This is a genomic window from Albirhodobacter sp. R86504, from assembly GCF_042466415.1.
In the GTDB taxonomy this organism is placed as follows: Bacteria; Pseudomonadota; Alphaproteobacteria; order Rhodobacterales; family Rhodobacteraceae; genus Albirhodobacter.
Genome location: NZ_JAXHCH010000002.1, coordinates 2,413,440 through 2,432,646 on the forward strand (window position 1 = coordinate 2,413,440; position 19,207 = coordinate 2,432,646).

At 57.6% G+C, this 19,207-nt stretch carries 17 protein-coding genes; 4 read left to right on the top strand and 13 right to left on the bottom strand.

Annotated elements, in window-relative coordinates; translation table 11 throughout:
* Window positions 1–55 precede the first annotated feature (55 nt).
* Window positions 56–967 carry a rhodanese-related sulfurtransferase gene (locus SJY32_RS13660; protein ID WP_376876423.1) on the bottom strand — a complete coding sequence of 304 codons (912 nt, stop codon included), beginning with the start codon at window positions 965–967 and terminating at the stop codon, window positions 56–58.
* Window positions 968–1,088: 121 nt separating this feature from the next.
* On the opposite strand from SJY32_RS13660, the gene pncA reads away from it, so the two are divergent.
* Together pncA and pncB are read left to right on the top strand one after the other, a co-directional pair.
* Entirely contained in the window at window positions 1,089–1,694 is a 606-nt protein-coding gene (pncA, locus tag SJY32_RS13665) for a bifunctional nicotinamidase/pyrazinamidase (protein ID WP_376876426.1), read from the top strand.
* Window position 1,695: 1 nt separating this feature from the next.
* Complete coding sequence (pncB, locus tag SJY32_RS13670) at window positions 1,696–3,003, top strand: nicotinate phosphoribosyltransferase (RefSeq protein WP_376876429.1); 1,308 nt, start codon at window positions 1,696–1,698, stop codon at window positions 3,001–3,003.
* A 5-nt stretch (window positions 3,004–3,008) separates the two neighbouring features.
* Here pncB and SJY32_RS13675 read toward each other — a convergent pair whose 3' ends face one another.
* The 8 genes from SJY32_RS13675 to SJY32_RS13710 all read right to left on the bottom strand — a co-directional run bounded on the left by SJY32_RS13675 (window position 3,009) and on the right by SJY32_RS13710 (window position 10,590).
* On the bottom strand, window positions 3,009–4,481 hold the full coding sequence (locus tag SJY32_RS13675) for an inorganic phosphate transporter (protein WP_376876432.1): 1,473 nt from the start codon (window positions 4,479–4,481) through the stop codon (window positions 3,009–3,011).
* 70 nt (window positions 4,482–4,551) lie between these two features.
* Window positions 4,552–5,004, bottom strand: a complete 453-nt coding sequence (locus SJY32_RS13680) for an NUDIX hydrolase (protein ID WP_376876435.1) — start codon at window positions 5,002–5,004, stop codon at window positions 4,552–4,554.
* A gap of 385 nt (window positions 5,005–5,389) precedes the next feature.
* The gene (gene arfB, locus SJY32_RS13685) at window positions 5,390–5,812 is read right to left on the bottom strand and encodes an alternative ribosome rescue aminoacyl-tRNA hydrolase ArfB (protein ID WP_376876438.1); all 423 of its coding nucleotides are present in this window, start codon (window positions 5,810–5,812) and stop codon (window positions 5,390–5,392) included.
* A gap of 372 nt (window positions 5,813–6,184) precedes the next feature.
* A complete protein-coding gene (locus SJY32_RS13690) occupies window positions 6,185–6,805 on the bottom strand; it encodes a queuosine precursor transporter (protein WP_376876441.1) in 621 nt (206 codons plus the stop codon).
* A 95-nt stretch (window positions 6,806–6,900) separates the two neighbouring features.
* Window positions 6,901–7,788, bottom strand: a complete 888-nt coding sequence (locus SJY32_RS13695) for an esterase-like activity of phytase family protein (protein WP_376876444.1) — start codon at window positions 7,786–7,788, stop codon at window positions 6,901–6,903.
* A complete protein-coding gene (gene mepA, locus SJY32_RS13700) occupies window positions 7,761–8,663 on the bottom strand; it encodes a penicillin-insensitive murein endopeptidase (RefSeq protein ID WP_376876447.1) in 903 nt (300 codons plus the stop codon). Before mepA ends, SJY32_RS13695 begins: the two co-directional genes overlap by 28 nt.
* Window positions 8,660–9,994 (bottom strand): MFS transporter, encoded by a 1,335-nt coding sequence (locus SJY32_RS13705; RefSeq protein WP_376876450.1) that lies wholly within the window; start codon window positions 9,992–9,994, stop codon window positions 8,660–8,662. The genes mepA and SJY32_RS13705 overlap by 4 nt, the downstream gene beginning before the upstream one ends.
* Window positions 9,995–10,059: 65 nt before the next feature.
* Window positions 10,060–10,590 carry an acyl-CoA thioesterase gene (locus tag SJY32_RS13710; protein ID WP_376876453.1) on the bottom strand — a complete coding sequence of 177 codons (531 nt, stop codon included), beginning with the start codon at window positions 10,588–10,590 and terminating at the stop codon, window positions 10,060–10,062.
* Window positions 10,591–10,765: 175 nt separating this feature from the next.
* On the opposite strand from SJY32_RS13710, the gene SJY32_RS13715 reads away from it, so the two are divergent.
* Both SJY32_RS13715 and recQ read left to right on the top strand, forming a co-directional pair.
* A complete protein-coding gene (locus SJY32_RS13715) occupies window positions 10,766–11,059 on the top strand; it encodes a YggT family protein (RefSeq protein ID WP_376876456.1) in 294 nt (97 codons plus the stop codon).
* A 3-nt stretch (window positions 11,060–11,062) separates the two neighbouring features.
* Window positions 11,063–13,114, top strand: a complete 2,052-nt coding sequence (recQ, locus tag SJY32_RS13720; protein WP_376876459.1) for a DNA helicase RecQ — start codon at window positions 11,063–11,065, stop codon at window positions 13,112–13,114.
* Here recQ and SJY32_RS13725 read toward each other — a convergent pair.
* From SJY32_RS13725 to serA, 4 genes are all read right to left on the bottom strand, one after another.
* Entirely contained in the window at window positions 13,111–15,132 is a 2,022-nt protein-coding gene (locus SJY32_RS13725; protein WP_376876462.1) for a response regulator, read from the bottom strand. The two genes, recQ and SJY32_RS13725, sit on opposite strands and share 4 nt — an antisense overlap.
* A gap of 325 nt (window positions 15,133–15,457) precedes the next feature.
* Window positions 15,458–16,633 (bottom strand): beta-ketothiolase BktB, encoded by a 1,176-nt coding sequence (gene bktB / locus SJY32_RS13730; protein ID WP_376876465.1) that lies wholly within the window; start codon window positions 16,631–16,633, stop codon window positions 15,458–15,460.
* A 127-nt stretch (window positions 16,634–16,760) separates the two neighbouring features.
* Window positions 16,761–17,531 (bottom strand): metallophosphoesterase, encoded by a 771-nt coding sequence (locus SJY32_RS13735; RefSeq protein ID WP_376876468.1) that lies wholly within the window; start codon window positions 17,529–17,531, stop codon window positions 16,761–16,763.
* 73 nt (window positions 17,532–17,604) lie between these two features.
* The gene (serA, locus tag SJY32_RS13740; RefSeq protein WP_376876471.1) at window positions 17,605–19,200 is read right to left on the bottom strand and encodes a phosphoglycerate dehydrogenase; all 1,596 of its coding nucleotides are present in this window, start codon (window positions 19,198–19,200) and stop codon (window positions 17,605–17,607) included.
* Window positions 19,201–19,207: the final 7 nt, after the last annotated feature.

Consider the following 19,207-nt stretch of genomic DNA (forward strand, 5'->3'; position numbering starts at 1 on the left):
TTTAGAATGAGTCTAAACTACACCGATGAATAGCTTTCGCAAGGGATTTCGCGGATCAGGATTCCGAGCGCCCGATGTGCTTCTCGCCGCGTTCTTTCGCGAGGGCGATTTGCTTCACGCGTTCGCGGAATCGCGCGCGATCCGCGTCCGAATAATCCGGCAGACATCTGTGACAGCTTACCCCGTCCTCAAATTCAGGGCGGAGCTTATCAGCATCCGTGATCGGGCGGCGACAGGCGTGACAGCTGGAGTACGGCCCCTCTTTCAGACCGTGGCCAAGAGAGACGCGCTGGTCGAAGACGTAGCATTCGCCTTCCCAAAGGGAATTTTCCTCCGGAACTTCTTCCAGATATTTCAAGATGCCACCCTTGAGATGGTAGACATCCTCGACACCCTTGGAGAGCAGAAAATTCGTTGATTTTTCGCATCGGATACCGCCGGTGCAAAACATCGCGACGCGCTTGTTATGGAAGCGCTCGGCGTTTTCTTCCCACCACTGCGGGAATTCGCGGAAGCTTTTTGTCTCTGGATCGACGGCGTCTTTGAACGTTCCGATCTCGACCTCGTAATCGTTGCGCGTATCGATCACCACGACATCGGGCGCGGAAATCAAGGCGTTCCAATCTTGTGGGTCAACATAGTGGCCGACTTTCGCCTTTGGGTCGACGTCCGGCACACCCATAGTCACGATCTCGCGTTTCAGGCGCACCTTCATCTTGCCGAAGGGCTGATCGCTTGCGGTGCTTTCTTTATGCTCGAAATCCGAACATCCGGGGAGGGCGCGGATATGGGCGAGAACAGCATCAATTCCTGTGCGCGATCCGGCGATTGTGCCGTTGATGCCCTCGTTCGCCAAGAGCAAGGATCCGGTGACCCCATGCGAGCATGCAAGTTTGGCCAACGGGCCTTGCAGCGCGGCGGGGTCGGAGAAGCGGGTGAAGTGATACAGTGCGGCTACGATATACATGGGCGCTTCCTACGCCCCTTTTTGCAAAAATCAAGGGTGCGATTGACCGCAGGGGGCACACGCCCTACCCATTGTCTAACAGCGCGGCACGCCTACCCCGCGCAAGAACCGGAGACGCCTGATGAATGACGTGACTGAAGCCCTGATTGTAATCGACGTCCAGAATGACTTTTGTCCGGGGGGGGCTTTGGCCGTGGAAGGGGGGGATGAGATCATTCCCCGTATCAACCGGCTGATGCAGGAAGTTCCTGTTGTCGTCCTGACTCAAGATTGGCATCCCGAGGAGCATTCATCTTTCGCCGCGCTCCACGGTCAGGCGCCCTTCAGCCAGATCGACATGCCGTATGGCCCCCAAACGCTGTGGCCGAGCCATTGCGTCTGGGGCAGCAAGGGCGCCGAATTCCATCCTCACCTGGATATCGACCCCGCTGATCTGGTGATCCGCAAAGGCTTCCGGCCACAGATCGATAGTTATTCGGCGTTTTTCGAGAATGATCACAAAACCCCGACGGGCCTTGCGGGATATCTGCGCGAGCGTGGAATTACCGATCTGACCCTTGTCGGGCTAGCGCTGGATTTCTGTGTCGCTTGGTCGGCTATCGACGCAGTGAAACTGGGCTTCAACGTGCGTGTTCTTGAAGGAGCGTGCCGCGCAATCGATCTTGGCGGTTCTTTGGCCGCGGCGCGCGCCGCAATGATTGATGCTGGCGTGGCCTTGGAGGTTTGATATGAACGATATCGCATCGCGGGTTTACAATCATAAATGGAAAATCGATCCGATCGTGCGGTCGTTGATCGATACCGATTTCTACAAACTTTTGATGTGCCAATCCGTTTTTCGAAACAAGCGCGATACCCAAGTCCGGTTTTCGCTGATCAACCGCTCCAAAAAGATCAGACTTGCTGACCTCATCGATGAAGGCGAGCTGCGCGAACAACTTGATCACGTTCGCTCGCTATCGCTGACGCGCGGCGAAAGCACTTGGCTGCGTGGCAATACGTTCTACGGTAAGCGCCAGATGTTCCGATCCGATTTTATGGAGTGGTTCGAGACTCTGCGTCTGCCGCCATATCATCTGGAGAAGGTCGACGGGCAGTATGAGCTGACTTTCGAGGGAAGCTGGCCTGAAGTTATGCTTTGGGAAATTCCTGCTTTGGCAATCTTGATGGAGTTGCGCTCGCGCGCGGTGCTCAAAGATATGGGGCGGTTCGAGCTTCAAGTGCTCTACGCGCAAGGCATGAGCCGCGTGTGGGAAAAGATAAAGCGTCTGCGCGGTGTCGAGGGATTGCGGATCGCTGATTTTGGCACACGAAGACGGCACGGATTTTTGTGGCAGGATTGGTGTGTTCAAGCGATGGTCGAAGGCTTGGGAGAGGCCTCGCGGGGCGGCGCTTTCACCGGCACATCGAATTGCCTGATTGCGATGCGGCGCGATCTCGAAGCGGTCGGGACGAACGCGCATGAGTTGCCTATGGTCTATGCCGCGCTTGCTGATACCGACGAGGCCCTGCGCCAGGCGCCCTATAAGGTCTTGGCCGATTGGCACGAGGAGCATGATGGAAACCTGCGCATCATGCTGCCAGACACCTACGGAACGAAAGAATTCCTGAGCGGCGCTCCCGATTGGTTGGCGGGATGGACCGGAATCCGGATCGATTCAGGCGATCCCGCGACAGGGGCCGAAACTGCGATTGCGTGGTGGAAAGCGCGGGGTGAAGACCCGAGAGAGAAGCTGGTAATCTTCTCGGATGGGCTCGATGTCGATCAAATCCTGTCGCTTCATGCGCAATTCAGCGGCCGTGTCAAAGTCTCGTTCGGGTGGGGCACATTACTCACGAATGATTTTCGTGGCCTCGCCGATAACGATGCGCTTGCCCCGTTTTCTCTCGTCTGTAAGGCGATCGCGGCGGACGGGCGCCCGACGGTCAAGCTCTCCGACAATCCAGCAAAGGCGATGGGACCGGCCGATCAGATAGCGCGCTATAAGCGTGTGTTCGACTTGGGCGATCAAGCCGCCCAAGACGTCATCGTTTAAGGTCTTTACGCGACCGCGTTCAAGAGCAGGTAGATGATCGCGGAGAGCACGGCCGACACGGGAACGGTGATGATCCACGCTGCTGCGACCGAAAGGAAGTGTGAACGGCGCACGAGTTTGCGGCGTTTACGCTCCTCTGGGGGAAGAACAGAACCTTTGTCGAGGCCCAAGCGGCGCAGCCTGCGTTCAGCATGCCATTCCCGGAAGAAACCAACGCCGAACACCGCGCCCACTGCGATATGGGTCGACGAGACTGGCAGGCCGAGCCATGAAGCAATGATAACTGTAATTGCGGCCGAGAGCGCGACACAATAAGCGCGCATCGGGTTGAGCTTGGTGATCTCCGAACCGACAAGCTGGATCAATTTGGGACCGAACAGGACGAGACCGACAGAAATCCCCAGCGCGCCAACAATCATGACCCAAACGGGAATGCTGACGCTGGCGGCTCCGATATCTGCGCTTTGCGCTGCGTGAACGATCGCGGCGAGCGGGCCCACCGCGTTGGCAACGTCATTCGCGCCATGCGCAAACGACAGAAGTGCCGCCGAAATTACGAGCGGCAGACCAAATAGCGTTTTGAGAGACTTCTTGCGGTTCTCCAAGCCTTCCGACTGGCGCTTGATGAGTGGGATAGAGACGGCCCAAGATAGGACACCGGTCCCGACGCCGATCAGAACAGCGGAGGACAGGCCGATGTCCGCGATTTTCTTGAGGCCCTTGATTGCGAGATAGGTCGCGAATACGCCCGCCATAATGCCGATCAAGATCGGAACCCAACGCCGTGCGGCTGCAATTTTATCGTCGGCATACATGATCCGCGATTTGATCAAGGCAAGGAAGAGCGCAGCGATCGCGCCGCCCATGATCGGCGAGATGACCCAGCTTGCCGCGATGCTTCCGATATTCACCCAGTTGATAACACCAAAGCCGCCTGCGGCGATTCCGGCGCCGACGACACCACCGACGATCGAATGCGTCGTGGACACAGGTGCGCCCATATATGTGGCGAGGTTAAGCCAAAGTGCGGCTGCCAGAAGCGCCGCCATCATCGCCCAAATGAAATGCGCGCTATCCGCCATCGCGCCGGGGGCGACGATCCCGGTTGAAACCGTTTTGACTACATCGCCGCCCGCAAGCAGTGCGCCCGCCGTCTCGCAGATCGCGGCGATGACAAGTGCTCCGCCAAGCGTCAATGCCTTCGCGCCAACCGCAGGGCCCATGTTATTGGCTACATCATTCGCCCCGATGTTCAGCGCCATATAAGCTCCAATCGTCGCGGCAGCGATGACGATGAACGCACCTTGCTCGCCGCCAATCAGAACTGTCGCGACAATCGCAACCAACACCACAAACGCGAGCGCCAAGCCCGGCGCGACAAGCCCGCGAGAAACGAACTGCGTCGCATCTTCAAGGCGACTGATCCGTCCGAGATCTTTATCAAGAGTCTTCCACTGGTTCTTCGGAGCGTTCGTCATGTCATGCGCCTGTCGTAAATACGTTACATTGCTGCGCCCCTATAGCGTTTCACTGAGCAAAACAAGCGCTTCAGGTTGCATATAGAGATTTCAGAATTTCCTGAAGTTCTGGCTCGTTTACCAATTCGGCCGCTTCGATTAGCGGAACCCAACGCAGCTCGCGGCGACCTGCTTCGGGGAAGTCATTGCTCAAAGTGACGTCCTTGATTTCGAATATATGAACTTCACAGAACACGCCCAGACGTTTTCCCCGATCTTTGAGGTAGGTATATTTCCCCATCGGCTGGCGCTCGATCTGGCCCTGAACTCCGGCCTCTTCCCACGCTTCTTGTTCTGCGGATTGCGCAAGAGATTTGTCCTTCATCGGCCACCCTTTTGGGATGATCCAACGCCCGGTGCGAAGGGATGAGACAAGCAGCACTTCGCGATGACCTTTATCCCCGCGCAGGCACAGCGCTCCGACTTGTACAAAAGCAGGGCGTGGTCCCATCAGGGATTTCCAGAAATTCGATAGTCCGCTCATCGTAATATACCTTCCAACGTCCGCCTCGTGAGAGATCACGCGCCCTGAATGTGAGCGGGATCGTCTTGTCGGATGCGGATAAAACCTAACCCGTCAGGTAGACAGCCCTGACGAAACACATTGCAGCGCGCCGCCAACCATCGCGTAAGGGCTAGAGGCAAAACATTGGCACAAAATATGCCCGCGGCGCAGTGTCACTCTTGGTCGTAATGTTAGTGCCGAAATCTATGACTTCAATTGCTCAATCCGCGAACGAACAACCATTTTGCGTAGACCTTTATCCAGATGGATAGGTATCAGTCACGGTTGACGGTTTCATGTCGACACAACCTTACCGTGCAGGCCTACCGTGCAAGCTTGCCGAGCGGGGGGGGCATCGGAGGCGCTATTCATCATCCCCGACTTTGCCACGCATTGACTTCACGGTGCCCCGGACGGATTTTGCCTTCAATCGACGCAGTTGACTGCCGAAGGTCGGCTTTGTCGCCACACGCCGTTTCGGGGCAACGAGTGCTTGGCGGATCAGCTCTACCAGCCTCTCTTTTGCCATCTCGCGATTACGGGCTTGGGATCTCGTCTCTTCAGCGCGGATCAAGATTGCGCCGTCCGATGTCCAGCGACGGCCCGCCAATCGTTTGAGGCGTAATTTCACGGGGGACGGCAAATTCGGGCTGCGCTCGGCCTCGAACCGCAACTCAACGGCTGTTTCGACCTTGTTCACATTCTGACCGCCCGGCCCTTGCGAGCGTGTGAAGCTTTCGGAAAGCTCCCAATCTGCGATCTGGATAGAGTCGGTAATATGTAACATGAGCCTAAACTAGGGCGATTGGGGCCGATGAAAAAGGCGGCACCGTGTGGCGCCGCCCTTTTTCTGCCAACTGACAAACTCATTGACCAGTAAGTCGCCGCGTTCCTATCAGCTAATTCGGTTCTGATAGAAACGCGGAAACAAGGATGAAGGGTCGCTCTCGCAGAGCGACCCTCGAGATCTACGGAGATGGTCCGGTTAGGGCCGGTCGATCCAGTTGGGGTTGTTTGCCTTCGGGGCTGCCCTCAGGCCACGGCCCCCCCAATTGTCCCAAAACCTGTCTCCAATTTCACTCTAGACACTGGACCACCTCCTTTCATTGCGTTGCCGTTACTTGGAGGTTGGCACATATCTGGTATTTGTCAAAACCTTTCACGCAACGGGTGGCGAAATTTTCGTGACAATTGCGCGGAAAGGCAGCAGCGCGATGAGCGCGAGCGTAAATTTCACGCACCAATCGGCTAACGCCAAAGATACCCATAGTGGCGCCATCGGCCCAAAGCCCAAGAGCGGGATCGATTCATTCGCCCAGGCCACATCATTCGCGGGATCTAGGAAGACAAACGCGGCCGAAAACGCCAGCGAAAAGAAAATCACCGTATCAACAGCTGAACCAAACAACGTCGATACGAGCGGAGCCTTCCACCAGACCGTGCCGCGTAGGCGATCAAAGATTGCGATATCGAGCATTTGTGCCGTCAGGAACGCCAATCCAGAGGCCAAGGCGATCCGCAAAGTTACCAATGGGCCGAATTCGCCCATGATTTGTGTTCCGATCAAGGAGCAAATGATCCCGACGATGAAGCCAGATGCAACTACTTTGCGCGCGGCGGCCGCGCCGTAGATGCGGTTCATGATATCCGTCACGAGGAAGGCGAATGGGTAGGTCAGAGCACCCCATGTCAGGAAATCACCCAACAGGAATTGTACAAGGATGTTCGAGGCCACGACAATGGCGGCCATGGCAAGAATGCCAGGAAGGAAACGTGTCATCATTTTGATCCGTTTTTACATGGTTGCGGGGACATGGCTCAATCAGATGAGCAGCCGCGCGGATACGCTCGCGCGGGTAACCGGTCAAGGATTTTCTAGTCAGCTAACCGGAATTCAGCGATTCCGCTGCGCAAGTAGAAGGTGAAATTGTTGTCAGAGATCAACGTGAGGCGGATGCTACCGGTCTCATCGCGCCAAACAGAAATGCCTTCGAAATTGTCGTATCTCCCCGCGCCTGTTTCCAAGATACGCTCTCCGGCGCTGATTTGATCGCCGGAAATCGAGTAGCGCGTGATCCGGGACCGAAAGCCAAGGTAGCCGCGAAAGTCACGCTGAAGCAGATAGAGATTCCCATCAGGCCCGAAATCGGCGCCCACCGGAAGCCAGTTGCCGTCGCGGGGAATCGAGAACGGCTGTGTCCACGCGCCATTCTTGTATCGCCACACAGGGAACGGCAGGTGAAGCGCGCCCGATCTTTCGGGGAGGGTGTACAGCGCGCCGTCTTCGTCGATCGCCAAGGCCTCAAGGGATGAATTCTCTTGCATCCGCTTGAAAGCGTCCGGACGGGCGATGCGATCGGCGGCTGCATCAGGCGCGGTGAAACGCGCGACGCGTGCGATACCTTCAAATGATACGTAAATGGTGCCATTTGGTGCGATGGCCAAGCCTTCTGAGTCGCCAGTTTCGCCTATGACGTCTACGCCTCGGCTTGTCTTGAGCGCTGAGACAAGGGTTGCGTCGATGTCGATAATCCGGCCGAGGTGATCGCGCTTGATCTGGCCGCGCCACAGGGTCCCGCGATCCGAGAGGGCCATGAAGCCTGAGCCGTCATCGTCCATTTCGATGCCCGAAAACCCGCCGAAGCGGGCTTTTGAGGAGGTCCATGAATATTCTTGTAAAAGCGACGCGCGCACATCCGCTTGCACCGCGCAAGCTGTGGCGAAGAACGTCGCGATTAGCGCGACGCGAGAACCGACTGACATTGTTGGGGCAGATCCGCCATTGTGTATGTTTTTGCGTTCCGCGTGGCGACCTTAGGCTTTTTCGAGGGCTGAGGGGCCGTCTTGGGCGGATTGAGATACTCTGTGACCCACCAATTCAAGGTAGCATCGCAGCCGTCCCCACCTTTGGACAATTCCGCGACGGTCGGTTTTTGCGTCTGGCAAAGACTGTCGCCCGCGGGACATTTTAGCCGCACGTGGAAATGGGTATTGTGACCGTATATCGGACGAATTTTTTGAAGCCACGCGCGGTCGTTTCTCGGCGTCGTGTTGCACATTTGAATTTTTGCCGCCGCGGCGACGAAAATACGGTCCACACGGGGATCGGAGGCCGCAGCGCGCAGCAAAGCGTGATGCGATTGCGTCCAGTTTTTCGTGACACGGGTTTGGTCGTTGGTTCTTATCGATATCGACGAAATCTTCTCGCGCTCGGACCGGCTGAGGGAAAGCGAGCTTGGCGGTAGCATCCAGATATCGGCGTCGAGCCCGATCTGGTGGCTCGCGTGGCCACCTGTCATCGGCCCCCCGCGTGGCTGGCTAATATCCCCGATATAAAGCCCCTTCCAACCGACACCTGTGGCCGAAACCGACAAGTCCTTGAGGAAGTCGATCATCTCAGGATGGCCCCAATTCCGGTTCCTCGAGAGGCGCATCGCCTGCCATGTCGGCCCCGTTTCGGGCAAGGCTTCGAGCCCTGCCGCACAGCCGTTGGAGTAAAAGCCGACGGCGGTGGGTTGTTGATAGGAAGGCGAGGATTTCGCGCCGAACAACTGACGTGCGAGGGGTTCTGCGTGCAGCGGGAGCGCCCCGCAAGCCAACATCAAAGCGGCGGAGCACAGTCGCTTGAAGTGTCTCATCGGGCTTCCTCTCGTTTTGGTTTCACGAAGGCTAGCAGGATTAAGCTCAGAAGGAAAAGCACCATCAGCGGGATCATGCCAAGCGGTTGGCTGTCTGTGATCATTGTAATCGCGCCGATCGAGAGCGGCGCGAGGAAGGCGGTTGCTTTCCCTGCGAGGGCGTAAAGTCCGAATGCCTCGGTGATTGCTTCGGGGCGCGCTTGATGCACCAACATCGTGCGGCTTGCCGCTTGCAATGTCCCGCCCGCCGCGCCGATCACACCGCCGGCAAGATAAAACGCGATATCAGGTAGAGAGGACGATTCGTCGACGAGGATGCCAAAAACATGATCCCGCGAAATCATCAACACGCCGACCGCGGCGAAGGTCAGCGCGACGATGGCGCCGGCAATGATCCGGCGCGGGCCGAAGAGATCATCTGCGCGCCCGCCTATCCAAGCAAATGCGGCGCCGGTGATCAGGGTGACGATCCCAAAAATCCCGATCGAGGTGATCGACCAATCAAGAACCCCCGCGGCGTAAAGCCCGCCAAATGCGTAAAACCCGTTGAGCGCATCACGGTACAGCATTGAGGACCCCAGAAACGCCATGAGCGAACGTTGCTGCGGCAGGGCGCGCAAACTCAAGCGTAGCTCGGGCCCTGCACGCCGCAAAGCATGAGCGACCGTCATCTTGTTCTCAACTTTGGGGAGGCGCACCCAGAGGAAGAAGGGGATCATGAAGAGGCCAAACCAGAGTGCGGTAAATGGGCCGACGGCACGGATCCCCTCGCGCAGGCTCGGATCCAAGCCGAAGAGGGGAGCGATGCCAATAAGTGTCTTCCCAGTGTCTGCGCTATCCGCGAGGGCAACAAGCGCGAAGATCAACGCAACGAGCCCGCCCAGATAGCCAAACGCCCATCCCGACCCCGATACGCGCCCCAATTGGCCTTTCGGCGCAACATCAGGCAACATTGAGTTGGTGAATACGGTTGCGAATTCGACGCCAATCATTCCCAGAATGAAGCTCAGCATCAAAAACGGCAGACTGAACGCACCGGGAACCGAATACCAAAGCCCCCAACTGCCAAGCATGTAGAGGACGGAAAAGCCCGCGACGAACCACATTCGTCGTCCCGCGCGATCTGCAAGCGCGCCGAGCCACGGAGACGTCACCGCGATCAGCACCCCTGCTATTCCGATGGTGAGCCCCCAAATCCCCTGCGCGTGCGCGCCATCGCCCAGAAGCTCCTTAAGGTAGGGGGCGAATAGGAAGGTGATGAGCAACGTATGGAACGGCTGGCTTGCCCAGTCGAAGAAATACCACCCCAAAACCGATCTGCGTTGTGTCACGGCCCGCTCCCTATATCATTCGCAGCATAGAGCCGGAAATCCCGCGCGGACGCAAGGCGGTGTGACTAGAGCGTAGGCGGCCAGGGCCTCGTCGCATCGGTGTCGATCCACCCCTGAACCCACTGCGGCAAGACGGGGCTGGGCGCGGTGTGATCCAGTTCCGCGAGGACCTTTTGAGGTTCCAACATCTTGTTGCGCGATGTCACCGCCCCGCGCACGAGGATATGGCTGGAACATTCGCCATTCCGATACATCCCTTGCTCCATATAAACGAAGCGATGATCCCACCCAATGCAACGCGTGCGCATTTCAAACGATTGGAACGATGTCACGCGCCGGCGATAGCGCGTGGTGTTCCCCGCCACGACAATGCCCCAACGGTTCTTACGAAGCACACCGATCAATCCCGTCCGGATTGAAAGCTCGATCCGTCCAAGATCATAGAGCGTCAAAGTGCGGCCGTTGTTTAATTCCATCCACGGGTCGATATCCCACGGCCAGCAAATATGATGGCTGACATGCGTTTCCAGCAGGCCGATTTTTGGCATGCGGCTGGCGCGGATCATGGATTTTACTTGGCGGACATAGGGATACATGGCGTGCTCCTTTGCGCTTTGGTTGGCGCAGCTTGCCCGCCACGTCAAGCTGTAGCTGCGCCTCGACTACATGACGTTGCGCATTCTCGCGGTTAGCTGCGTCAAATCTGTGCAGGAGGTTGCATGCGCGGCCTCTCTCGCTTACCTCTGGGCCAGTGTTTGCAAGAGGTTTGCCATGCCGATGATTTATGATGCCCTGACTATGATCCTTCAGGTGCTTTGGTTCATTATGATCGCCCATATCGTCATGAGCTGGCTGATCAACTTTCAGGTGCTCAATCTGCGTCAGCCACTGGTCGCGCAGATCTGGTACGGTTTGAACCAATTGCTTGAACCGATTTACCGCCCGATTCGCCGCATTCTCCCGAATATGGGGGCGATTGATCTCGCGCCATTGGTGGTCTTCATCATCATTATCGTGCTGCAACGCCAGCTTGAGCGCTCGGCCGGGTTCTTCTACGGCTACTGATCGTTGGACACGCGCCCAGCCCCTCAGGCGCTTTTGGCGCAGGTTTTCGGCTTTGCCTCCTTCCGCCCCGGACAGGAGGACATTGTGCGTGCCGTCGCTGAGGGGCGTGATACGCTGGCGATCATGCCGACGGGCGGAGGAAAATCCCTGTGCTTTCAGTTGCCTGCGTTGCTGCGCGACGGTGTCACAGTTGTGATCTCGCCCTTGATTGCGCTGATGCGCGATCAGGTGCGATCGTTGCGGGAAATCGGGGTTGAGGCGGGGGCGTTAACCTCTGGCAATACCGAGGAGGAAACGGAGGAGGTCTTCGCCGCGATTGATGCGGGGCGGCTCAAGCTCCTCTACATCGCGCCAGAACGGCTGGCCTCATCCGGTACGCTTCATCTCATGCGGCGCGCGGGTGTTTCGCTGATCGCTGTCGATGAGGCCCATTGTGTTTCGCAATGGGGTCACGATTTCCGCCCTGACTATCTGCGCATCGGCGAAGTGAAGCGGCTTCTCAATGTGCCGCTCGCCGCATTCACTGCGACTGCGGATGAAGAAACCCGTTCAGAGATCATCAATCGCTTGTTTGAGGGCTGCGCCCCCGAAACGTTCCTGCATGGCTTTGATCGCCCTAATATCCATCTCGCTTTTTCGCCCAAGGATCAGCCCCGCCGCCAGATCCTTGACTTCGCAGCCGCGCGGAAGGGGCAGTCCGGTATCGTTTATTGCGCTTCACGTGCGAAAACAGAGGCGCTTGCAACAGCGCTGCGTGAGCATGGTCACGCGGCGTGTCACTATCACGGCGGCATGGATGCGGATGATCGCCGCGAAGTCGAAAGCCGATTCCAGCGCGAAGACGGTCTGATCGTTGTCGCGACGATTGCGTTCGGGATGGGGATTGATAAGCCGGATATCCGATGGGTGGCCCATGCCGATTTGCCCAAATCGATTGAGGCTTACTACCAAGAGATTGGCCGCGCTGGGCGCGACGGGGCCCCTGCCGAGACGATGACGCTTTACGGCGCCGACGATATCCGCCTGCGCCGTACGCAAATCGACGAAGGCATGGCGCCCGCCGATCGAAAAGAGGCAGATCACGCACGGCTCAATGCGTTGCTCGGGCTGGCGGAGTTGATCGCTTGTCGACGTCAGAAACTGCTCGGGTATTTCGGAGAAACCTCCGAGCCTTGCGGAAACTGTGATTTGTGCGACAGCCCGCCCGAATTGTTCGACGCAACGGAGGCTGTTCGTAAGGCGCTTTCGGCGGCCTTGCGGACAGGCGAAAGTTATGGCGCAGGGCATTTGATCGAGATCTTGCTCGGTAATTCGAACGACAAGATACGCTCTAGAGGGCACGATGATCTACCGACCTTTGGGGTTGGCAAGGATTTGAGCCGCCCGCAGTGGCAAGCCGTGTTCCGACAGATGCAAGGTCATGATTTGATCCGGCCCGATTTCGAACGCCACGGCGCATTGGTTATGACCGAGCCTGCTCGCCCGATTTTGCGCGGAGAGGCGACGATCACGCTGCGTCGGGACCTGATCCGCAGCGCGAAATCGGGCCCTGTCGTCAAAACCTTGGTGTCGGAGGAAGATGCGCCGTTAATGTCGGCGCTGAAGGCGAAACGGCGTGCCTTGGCGGAATCCGCGCGGGTGCCTGCCTATGTGATTTTCACTGATAAGACTTTGATAGAAATGGCTGAAACGCGGCCGCAAACGATGGATGCTATGGCGAAGGTCACGGGCGTCGGGGCGAAAAAGCTCGAGAGTTACGGCGCGGCATTTTTGGCGGTGATCGCGGGCGAAGCCGAGGCGCTGCACCCTGCGCGCATGAAACTTGCGGGGCGACCCTCAGGCGCACTCTACGACCGGTTATCCGAGGTGCAACTCACGCTCGCGCGCGGTGCGGACGGGCTTGATAAATACCTTGTGTGTTCGGCCTCGACGCTGCGGCAAATCGCGGAGATGCGCCCCAGCACCCGCGCCGCCCTTGCGCGTATTCAAGGCATGGGCGAACAAAAGCTCGACCGGTTTGCGGAGGCATTCCTGAGGGTTCTGTCCGAGGGCTAGTCCTCGTTCACCTCAGGGTGGACCGGCGTCGCTATGGCTGGGCAATCTTCGCGGATACGTTCACAAATTGCGTTCTTCTTCAGTGGCTTGGTGAGGTAATGGTCCATTCCGGCCGCCAATATGCCAACGCTATCGCCGTCCATTGCATGTGCCGTCAGTGCGCAAATTGACACGCGGTGTCCCGTGCCCGTTTCGGCGCTGCGAATGGCGCGGGCGGCTTCGCAGCCATCCATCTCGGGCATTGAGATATCCATAAATATGAGATCGGGTTGGAAGCTTTGCCATAGGTCGACAGCCTCCCGCCCATTGTTAGCAAACACGAGCTCGATGTCACAATCCTTCACCATCTTGCGGAAAACGAGCTGGTTCGTACGGTTATCCTCTGCGGCCAAGACGCGCATTTTGCGCGCTTGGGGCTCAATTTCCGGTTCGGCTTGCGGGGCAGGCTCAATGATGAGGCCTGCGGTATTCGGATCATCGGGCGCGCACGACAGATCCTGTAATTTACCCAGTAATTCGGAGCGCAGGATCGGTTTTTGGAGCAAGCCGCTGAAGCCCGCGTGCCCCTGTTCATCAATGGCGTCGATATCGGAGCTAAGCAGAAGGATCGGCGCGGTGACACCCGCTTCGCGCAGCTTCTCAGTCAACATCAGCCCGTTCATTTCCGGCATGGTGTGATCCGCGAGGATCAGATCAAAGCACTGGCCGCTGCTGATGACCTCCATTGCTTCAGCGCCGGATCGACACAGCCGGACGTCGATGCCGAAGGTTTGGAGTTGGCGCTCAAGTATAACCCTATTCACCAAGAGGTCATCCACCACCAGCGCGCAGTTCAAAGAGACCTGCCGTGTGGGCTGGATCAAATCAGGTTTCGGTTCGGCCACCGGCAAGGCGAGTTTGAAACCGAAGCACGACCCCGCGCCCAGATTGCTATCGACCCAAATGGTGCCCTCCATCAGTTCAACGAGTTGCCTCGTGATTGCGAGGCCGAGGCCAGTTCCTTCGAATTTGCGATTGGACGAACTTTCGACCTGATTGAACTCACCAAACACATGATCAATCATATCGTCGGGGATGCCGATGCCTGTGTCTTCAATCGAGACGTGCACCTCATAAGTATCGGCGCATTCATATCCCACGACACGGGCTAACACGTGGCCGCTATCGGTGAATTTTACGGCATTCCCCAAGAGATTCGTGATGATTTGCCGCATCCGCCCGACGTCGGCGATGAATCGCGTTGGCATGAAGAGATCATAATCAATCAACAGCTTCAGGCCTTTATCCCTCGCTGCGGGCTGCAACAGGATCATGATCTCATGCAGGCAGCGTTCAAGATCGAATGGCTCGGGATAGAGGCGCAACCGATCGGCCTCGATTTTCGAGAAATCGAGGACATCATTGATGATCGTTAGCAGTGCTTCGCCAGATGATTTGATTGTATCGGCGAAAAGGCGTTGCTCCTCGTCCAGATGTGTTTCGCAAAGAAGCTCCGCCATGCCGACGACGCCATTCATCGGGGTGCGGATCTCGTGGCTCATATTTGCAAGAAACGCCGATTTCGCACGGTTCGCGGCCTCTGCGGTGATGCGGGCCTGCTCCAGCTCTGCTTCGCGCTGAATGGTCGCCGTAATGTCTTGCGCCAAACAAACGAGATCGCCGTCATCCCCCCATCGATCCAGCAATCGGATATGCCGGCCATCTCGCAAGGTCAGGATACAATCCTCAATAGGGTTGCACCGGACCCGCGCCGCCATTTTATGATGCCAGTCAAGCGGATCATCACCACCCAGATCCGCCATCGCATGTAGGGCAACAAGCTTTAAGAGCGCATCATACGTCACCCCGGGTGTGATCGCGACTTCGCCTCTGAAGAAATCGAGCCATGCACGATTGGCCGCGACAAGACGGAAGTCGTTGTCGAACACGGCGAAGCCATCACGAATGGTCTCTAAAGCGTCCCACAAGCGCCGCTGGGCTATGAGAGCGGCGGAGTTTGCACGCTCCAGATCTACCATAGCCTTTGAGTTTTCGTCCTTTAGCTCCTCTGCCTCGGAGATGGCCTGTTTAAGGCCGTGCCTTTGCCTGACGAGCTGATCAGACAGCGAAAGCGCGTGTAGCGCCAGCTTTTGGTTGGCGTTGAAGAGCTCCCTTTTCTTCTGCTCAAGAAGGCGCTCAGCCGCGAGGCGAGCACGTCTTTCTTGCGAGAGCTTTTCTGCGAAACCGCTTAACATACGTTCTACCCGAATCCCTGATGGGGTTCAGTTATGAATGCACAGGCGCGATGAAAGAATGTTTAATCCGTGCTGATTGACACGGATTAAACGGATTTTTTCGACGCGCTTAGATGCGCTCAATCGCGATAGCGATGCCCTGCCCGCCGCCGATACACATTGTGACGAGTGCGCGCCGCAAGTCTCGACGCTCCAATGCATGGAGGGCTTTCACAACCAAAATCGCGCCTGTTGCGCCGACGGGATGACCCAAAGCAATCGCGCCGCCGTCTGGATTGACCTGATCCTCCCGTAGGCCCAAGGCGCGCGCGACGGCAAGTGCTTGCGCTGCGAAGGCCTCATTGCTCTCAATAATGTCAAAATCACACACTCGAAGACCGGTTTTCGCGCAAAGTGCTTCGACCGCTGGCACAGGGCCAATTCCCATCACGTCAGGGCGCACGCCTGTCACGGCATATCCGAGGATTTTCGCACGCGGGGTTAGGCCAGCTTGATGCGCCGCGTCTGAGCGTGCCAACACCAACGCAGCCGCGCCGTCATTAATGCCTGAGGCGTTGCCTGCCGTGACCGTACCGTTTTTCTCGAACGCGGGGCGAAGATTTTGCAGCGCTTCAAGAGACGTCGCCTTGGGGTGTTCGTCGGTTGTAAACATCACCGGTCCACGGCGAGATGGGATCTCGACGGGAATGATCTCGGTTGAAAAATGACCGGCCGCGATTGCCGCTGCGGCACGACGCTGGCTCTCAAGCGCGAACGCATCCTGATCTTCGCGCGATATGCCGTGCTCGCGCGCAACATTTTCCGCCGTCACGCCCATGTGCCCCGTGCCGAACGGGCATGTCAGGGCGCCTAGCATCATGTCTATGACCTGCGCATCCCCCATTTTCTGCCCGAACCGAGCGGCAGGAATGGTGTAGGGCGCGCGCGACATTGACTCGGCGCCGCCCGCCAAAGCGAAGCTGGCATCGTTCAGAATAAGGGATTGAATGGCGGAAACGATCGCCTGCGCGCCCGACCCGCACAGACGGTTCACGTTCATTGCGGGAACGCTGTCGGGTACCCCCGCCTGCATCGCGGCGACGCGCGACAGATACATGTCGCGAGGCTCGGTATTGAGGACATGGCCGAAGACCACAGTCCCGATCAGCTTCGGTGCAATGCCAGCACGTTCGATCGCGGCACGGCTCACCTGCGTGGCAGTCTCAATCGGAGGGAGGGCGCTCAGCGTTCCGCCGAATGTCCCGATGGGCGTGCGAGCGCCAGATAGAATGACGATATCGGTCATAGCTTTCCTCCAAAATAAGCTAGTTCGAGAGAAAGCCTAAGCCGATGTCGTTGAGCGCGCCAGTTCACGAGATGCGACTGACGGAACGTCACGCGGTATCTGCGTCTGGCGCGCTGCGTTGCGAGGTTTAGCGGAGCGATTGCTCGGGAATTGGATGCACGGAAAGCGGCTTGCGGCCCTCCTGCGTCAAAAGCCAAACATTCCGTCCTTCGATGACGACTGCCGAAAGAGGCCCGCCGTAGGCCGCGGAACTATCGATATTGAGGCGGTTAGGATAGAGCGTGGCGGCCTCAATCGCCGTATGCCCGTGCACCACCAGAGGGCCGTGATCGACGGAACTTTCTAAGAAATCGGGCCGAATCCACAAAAGGTCATCTTCTTTTTGATCCGCAAGCGCCACGCCGGGACGGATTCCAGCGTGAACAAACAGCGCCTCGTCCCGCGCAAAATAGGTCGGCCGAGCATTAAGCCAGTCGAGATGCGCTTGCGGCACCAGATCGCACGCCTCGGCATGGACTTTCTCAAGAGGCCGGTCGGCCGGGTTGACGACGCCGTAGGACGCGAGTGTCGTAGGCCCCCCGAGGCGCGGGTGAATCCAAGTCAGATCACGGCGTAGGCATGGATCATAATCGAACGGATCTTGCATAAAGATCGTAAACATCCGGTCATGATTGCCCTTCAAAACGATCCAAGGCGCACCGGCCGCTTCTCCTGCGATGAGATGGTCGATCACGCCTTTGCTGTCAGGCCCGCGATCGCAAAGATCGCCCACATGAACGACAGGCGCCGCGTCGGAGTTTGCATCGGCATGGCGTGCTCTATCGGCTTCGATCAATTCATGCGCGCCCGTCAAAAGGTTTAAATGGCCGTGAATGTCACCAATGGCGTAGGTCCGCATTGTTGTCTCCCGAAAATGAAAAGGCCCCCCGCGCCGATGGCACGGGGGGCCTATGTGCTAATCTGACCCTAGCTTATGCGAGCACGAATTCCAGAGGTTTTACTTGCTCGAACAAGCCGGAGGCTTCAAGTTTTTCCACGACGTCATGGCCCATAGCCTCATCGAGGTAAGCGATTGCGATGGCTTCGCCACCTGCATTCGCGCGGCCCAATGTGAAGTTCGCCACGTTCACACCCGCATCGCCCAAGAGCGTTCCGAGTTTGCCAATGATTCCCGGTACGTCCTTGTTTGTCGTGTACAGCATGTGCTGGCCGACTTCGGCGTCCAGGTTGATGCCTTTGATCTGGATGAAGCGCGGCTTGCCATCCGAGAAGCACGTGCCCGCGATCGAACGCTCGCGCGTTTCGGTCACGACGGTGACTTTGATATAGCCGTCGAACACGCCGGATTTGTCTTGGTTCGTGGTGGAGAGTTGGATGCCGCGGTCTTTCGCGATCACCGGTGCCGACACCATGTTCACATCCGGATTGGCCTTTTTCATGATGCCTGCGATCACCGAGCAATCGAGCGCTTTGAGGTTCATATCCGCAGCAACACCGTCATAAAGCACGTTGATTGCCTTGATCGGCTCGTCGGTCATCTGGCCGATAAACGCGCCGAGATGCGCCGCGAGGGAGATCCACGGCCCCATTACTTTCGCTTCTTCTGCGGTGACGGACGGCATGTTGAGCGCGTTCGCAACGGCGCCTGTCAGAAGGTAATCGGCCATCTGTTCCGCGACTTGAAGCGCGACATTTTCTTGGGCTTCGGATGTTGCTGCGCCCAAATGCGGCGTGCACACAACATTCGGCAAGCCGAACAAGACGTTCTCTTTCGCGGGCTCAACCGCGAACACGTCGAAGGCTGCGCCAGCGACATGGCCAGATTTCAGAAGATCCGCGAGCGCTTCTTCATCGACCAAACCGCCACGTGCGCAGTTGATGATACGCACGCCTTCTTTTGTTTTCTCGAGGTTCTCACGCGACAAGATATTGCGTGTTCCATCCGTCAACGGAACGTGCAGCGTGATGAAATCAGCGCGCGCGAGCAGCTCGTCGAGGTCAACCTTCTCGACGCCCATCTTCGCGGCTTTTTCTTCAGTCAGGAACGGGTCGAATGCGACGACTTTCATTTTAAGGCCCAACGCGCGATCGCAAACGATACCGCCAATGTTGCCTGCGCCGATGACACCCAAGGTCTTTGCGGTCAGCTCGACGCCCATGAATTTGGATTTTTCCCACTTACCTGCATGGGTCGAGGCCGAAGCTTCGGGAAGCTGGCGCGCAACAGCAAACATCATCGCAATCGCATGCTCGGCGGTGGTGATCATGTTGCCGAATGGCGTGTTCATGACGATCACGCCCTTCTTCGACGCGGCGTCTTTGTCGACGTTATCTGTGCCGATACCGGCCCGACCAACGACTTTCAGGTTGGTTGCGGATTCAAGAAGCTTCTCGGTAACCTTTGTCGCCGAACGGATCGCGAGGCCGTCATATTGGCCAATCGCTGCGGCGAGTGCCTCTTTGTCTTTGCCTAGCTCTGGGCGGAAATCGACCTCGATGCCGCGATCCCGAAAGATCTGAACGGCTGCATCGGAAAGTTCGTCGGAGATGAGGACTTTGGGCGCCATGATGGGC

Excerpts from the sequence above, each read along its gene's own strand:
- SJY32_RS13735 (WP_376876468.1), bottom strand. The coding sequence starts at position 17,531 with ATGCGGACCTACGCCATTGGTGACATTCACGGCCATTTAAACCTTTTG.
- SJY32_RS13695 (WP_376876444.1), bottom strand. The coding sequence starts at position 7,788 with ATGTCAGTCGGTTCTCGCGTCGCGCTAATCGCGACGTTCTTCGCCACA.
- arfB (WP_376876438.1), bottom strand. The coding sequence starts at position 5,812 with ATGTTACATATTACCGACTCTATCCAGATCGCAGATTGGGAGCTTTCC.
- SJY32_RS13725 (WP_376876462.1), bottom strand. The coding sequence starts at position 15,132 with ATGGTAGATCTGGAGCGTGCAAACTCCGCCGCTCTCATAGCCCAGCGG.
- SJY32_RS13710 (WP_376876453.1), bottom strand. The coding sequence starts at position 10,590 with ATGTATCCCTATGTCCGCCAAGTAAAATCCATGATCCGCGCCAGCCGC.
- serA (WP_376876471.1), bottom strand. The coding sequence starts at position 19,200 with ATGGCGCCCAAAGTCCTCATCTCCGACGAACTTTCCGATGCAGCCGTT.
- mepA (WP_376876447.1), bottom strand. The coding sequence starts at position 8,663 with ATGAGACACTTCAAGCGACTGTGCTCCGCCGCTTTGATGTTGGCTTGC.
- SJY32_RS13715 (WP_376876456.1), top strand. The coding sequence starts at position 10,766 with ATGCCGATGATTTATGATGCCCTGACTATGATCCTTCAGGTGCTTTGG.
- pncB (WP_376876429.1), top strand. The coding sequence starts at position 1,696 with ATGAACGATATCGCATCGCGGGTTTACAATCATAAATGGAAAATCGAT.
- SJY32_RS13680 (WP_376876435.1), bottom strand. The coding sequence starts at position 5,004 with ATGAGCGGACTATCGAATTTCTGGAAATCCCTGATGGGACCACGCCCT.
- pncA (WP_376876426.1), top strand. The coding sequence starts at position 1,089 with ATGAATGACGTGACTGAAGCCCTGATTGTAATCGACGTCCAGAATGAC.
- SJY32_RS13690 (WP_376876441.1), bottom strand. The coding sequence starts at position 6,805 with ATGACACGTTTCCTTCCTGGCATTCTTGCCATGGCCGCCATTGTCGTG.
- SJY32_RS13660 (WP_376876423.1), bottom strand. The coding sequence starts at position 967 with ATGTATATCGTAGCCGCACTGTATCACTTCACCCGCTTCTCCGACCCC.
- SJY32_RS13675 (WP_376876432.1), bottom strand. The coding sequence starts at position 4,481 with ATGACGAACGCTCCGAAGAACCAGTGGAAGACTCTTGATAAAGATCTC.
- bktB (WP_376876465.1), bottom strand. The coding sequence starts at position 16,633 with ATGACCGATATCGTCATTCTATCTGGCGCTCGCACGCCCATCGGGACA.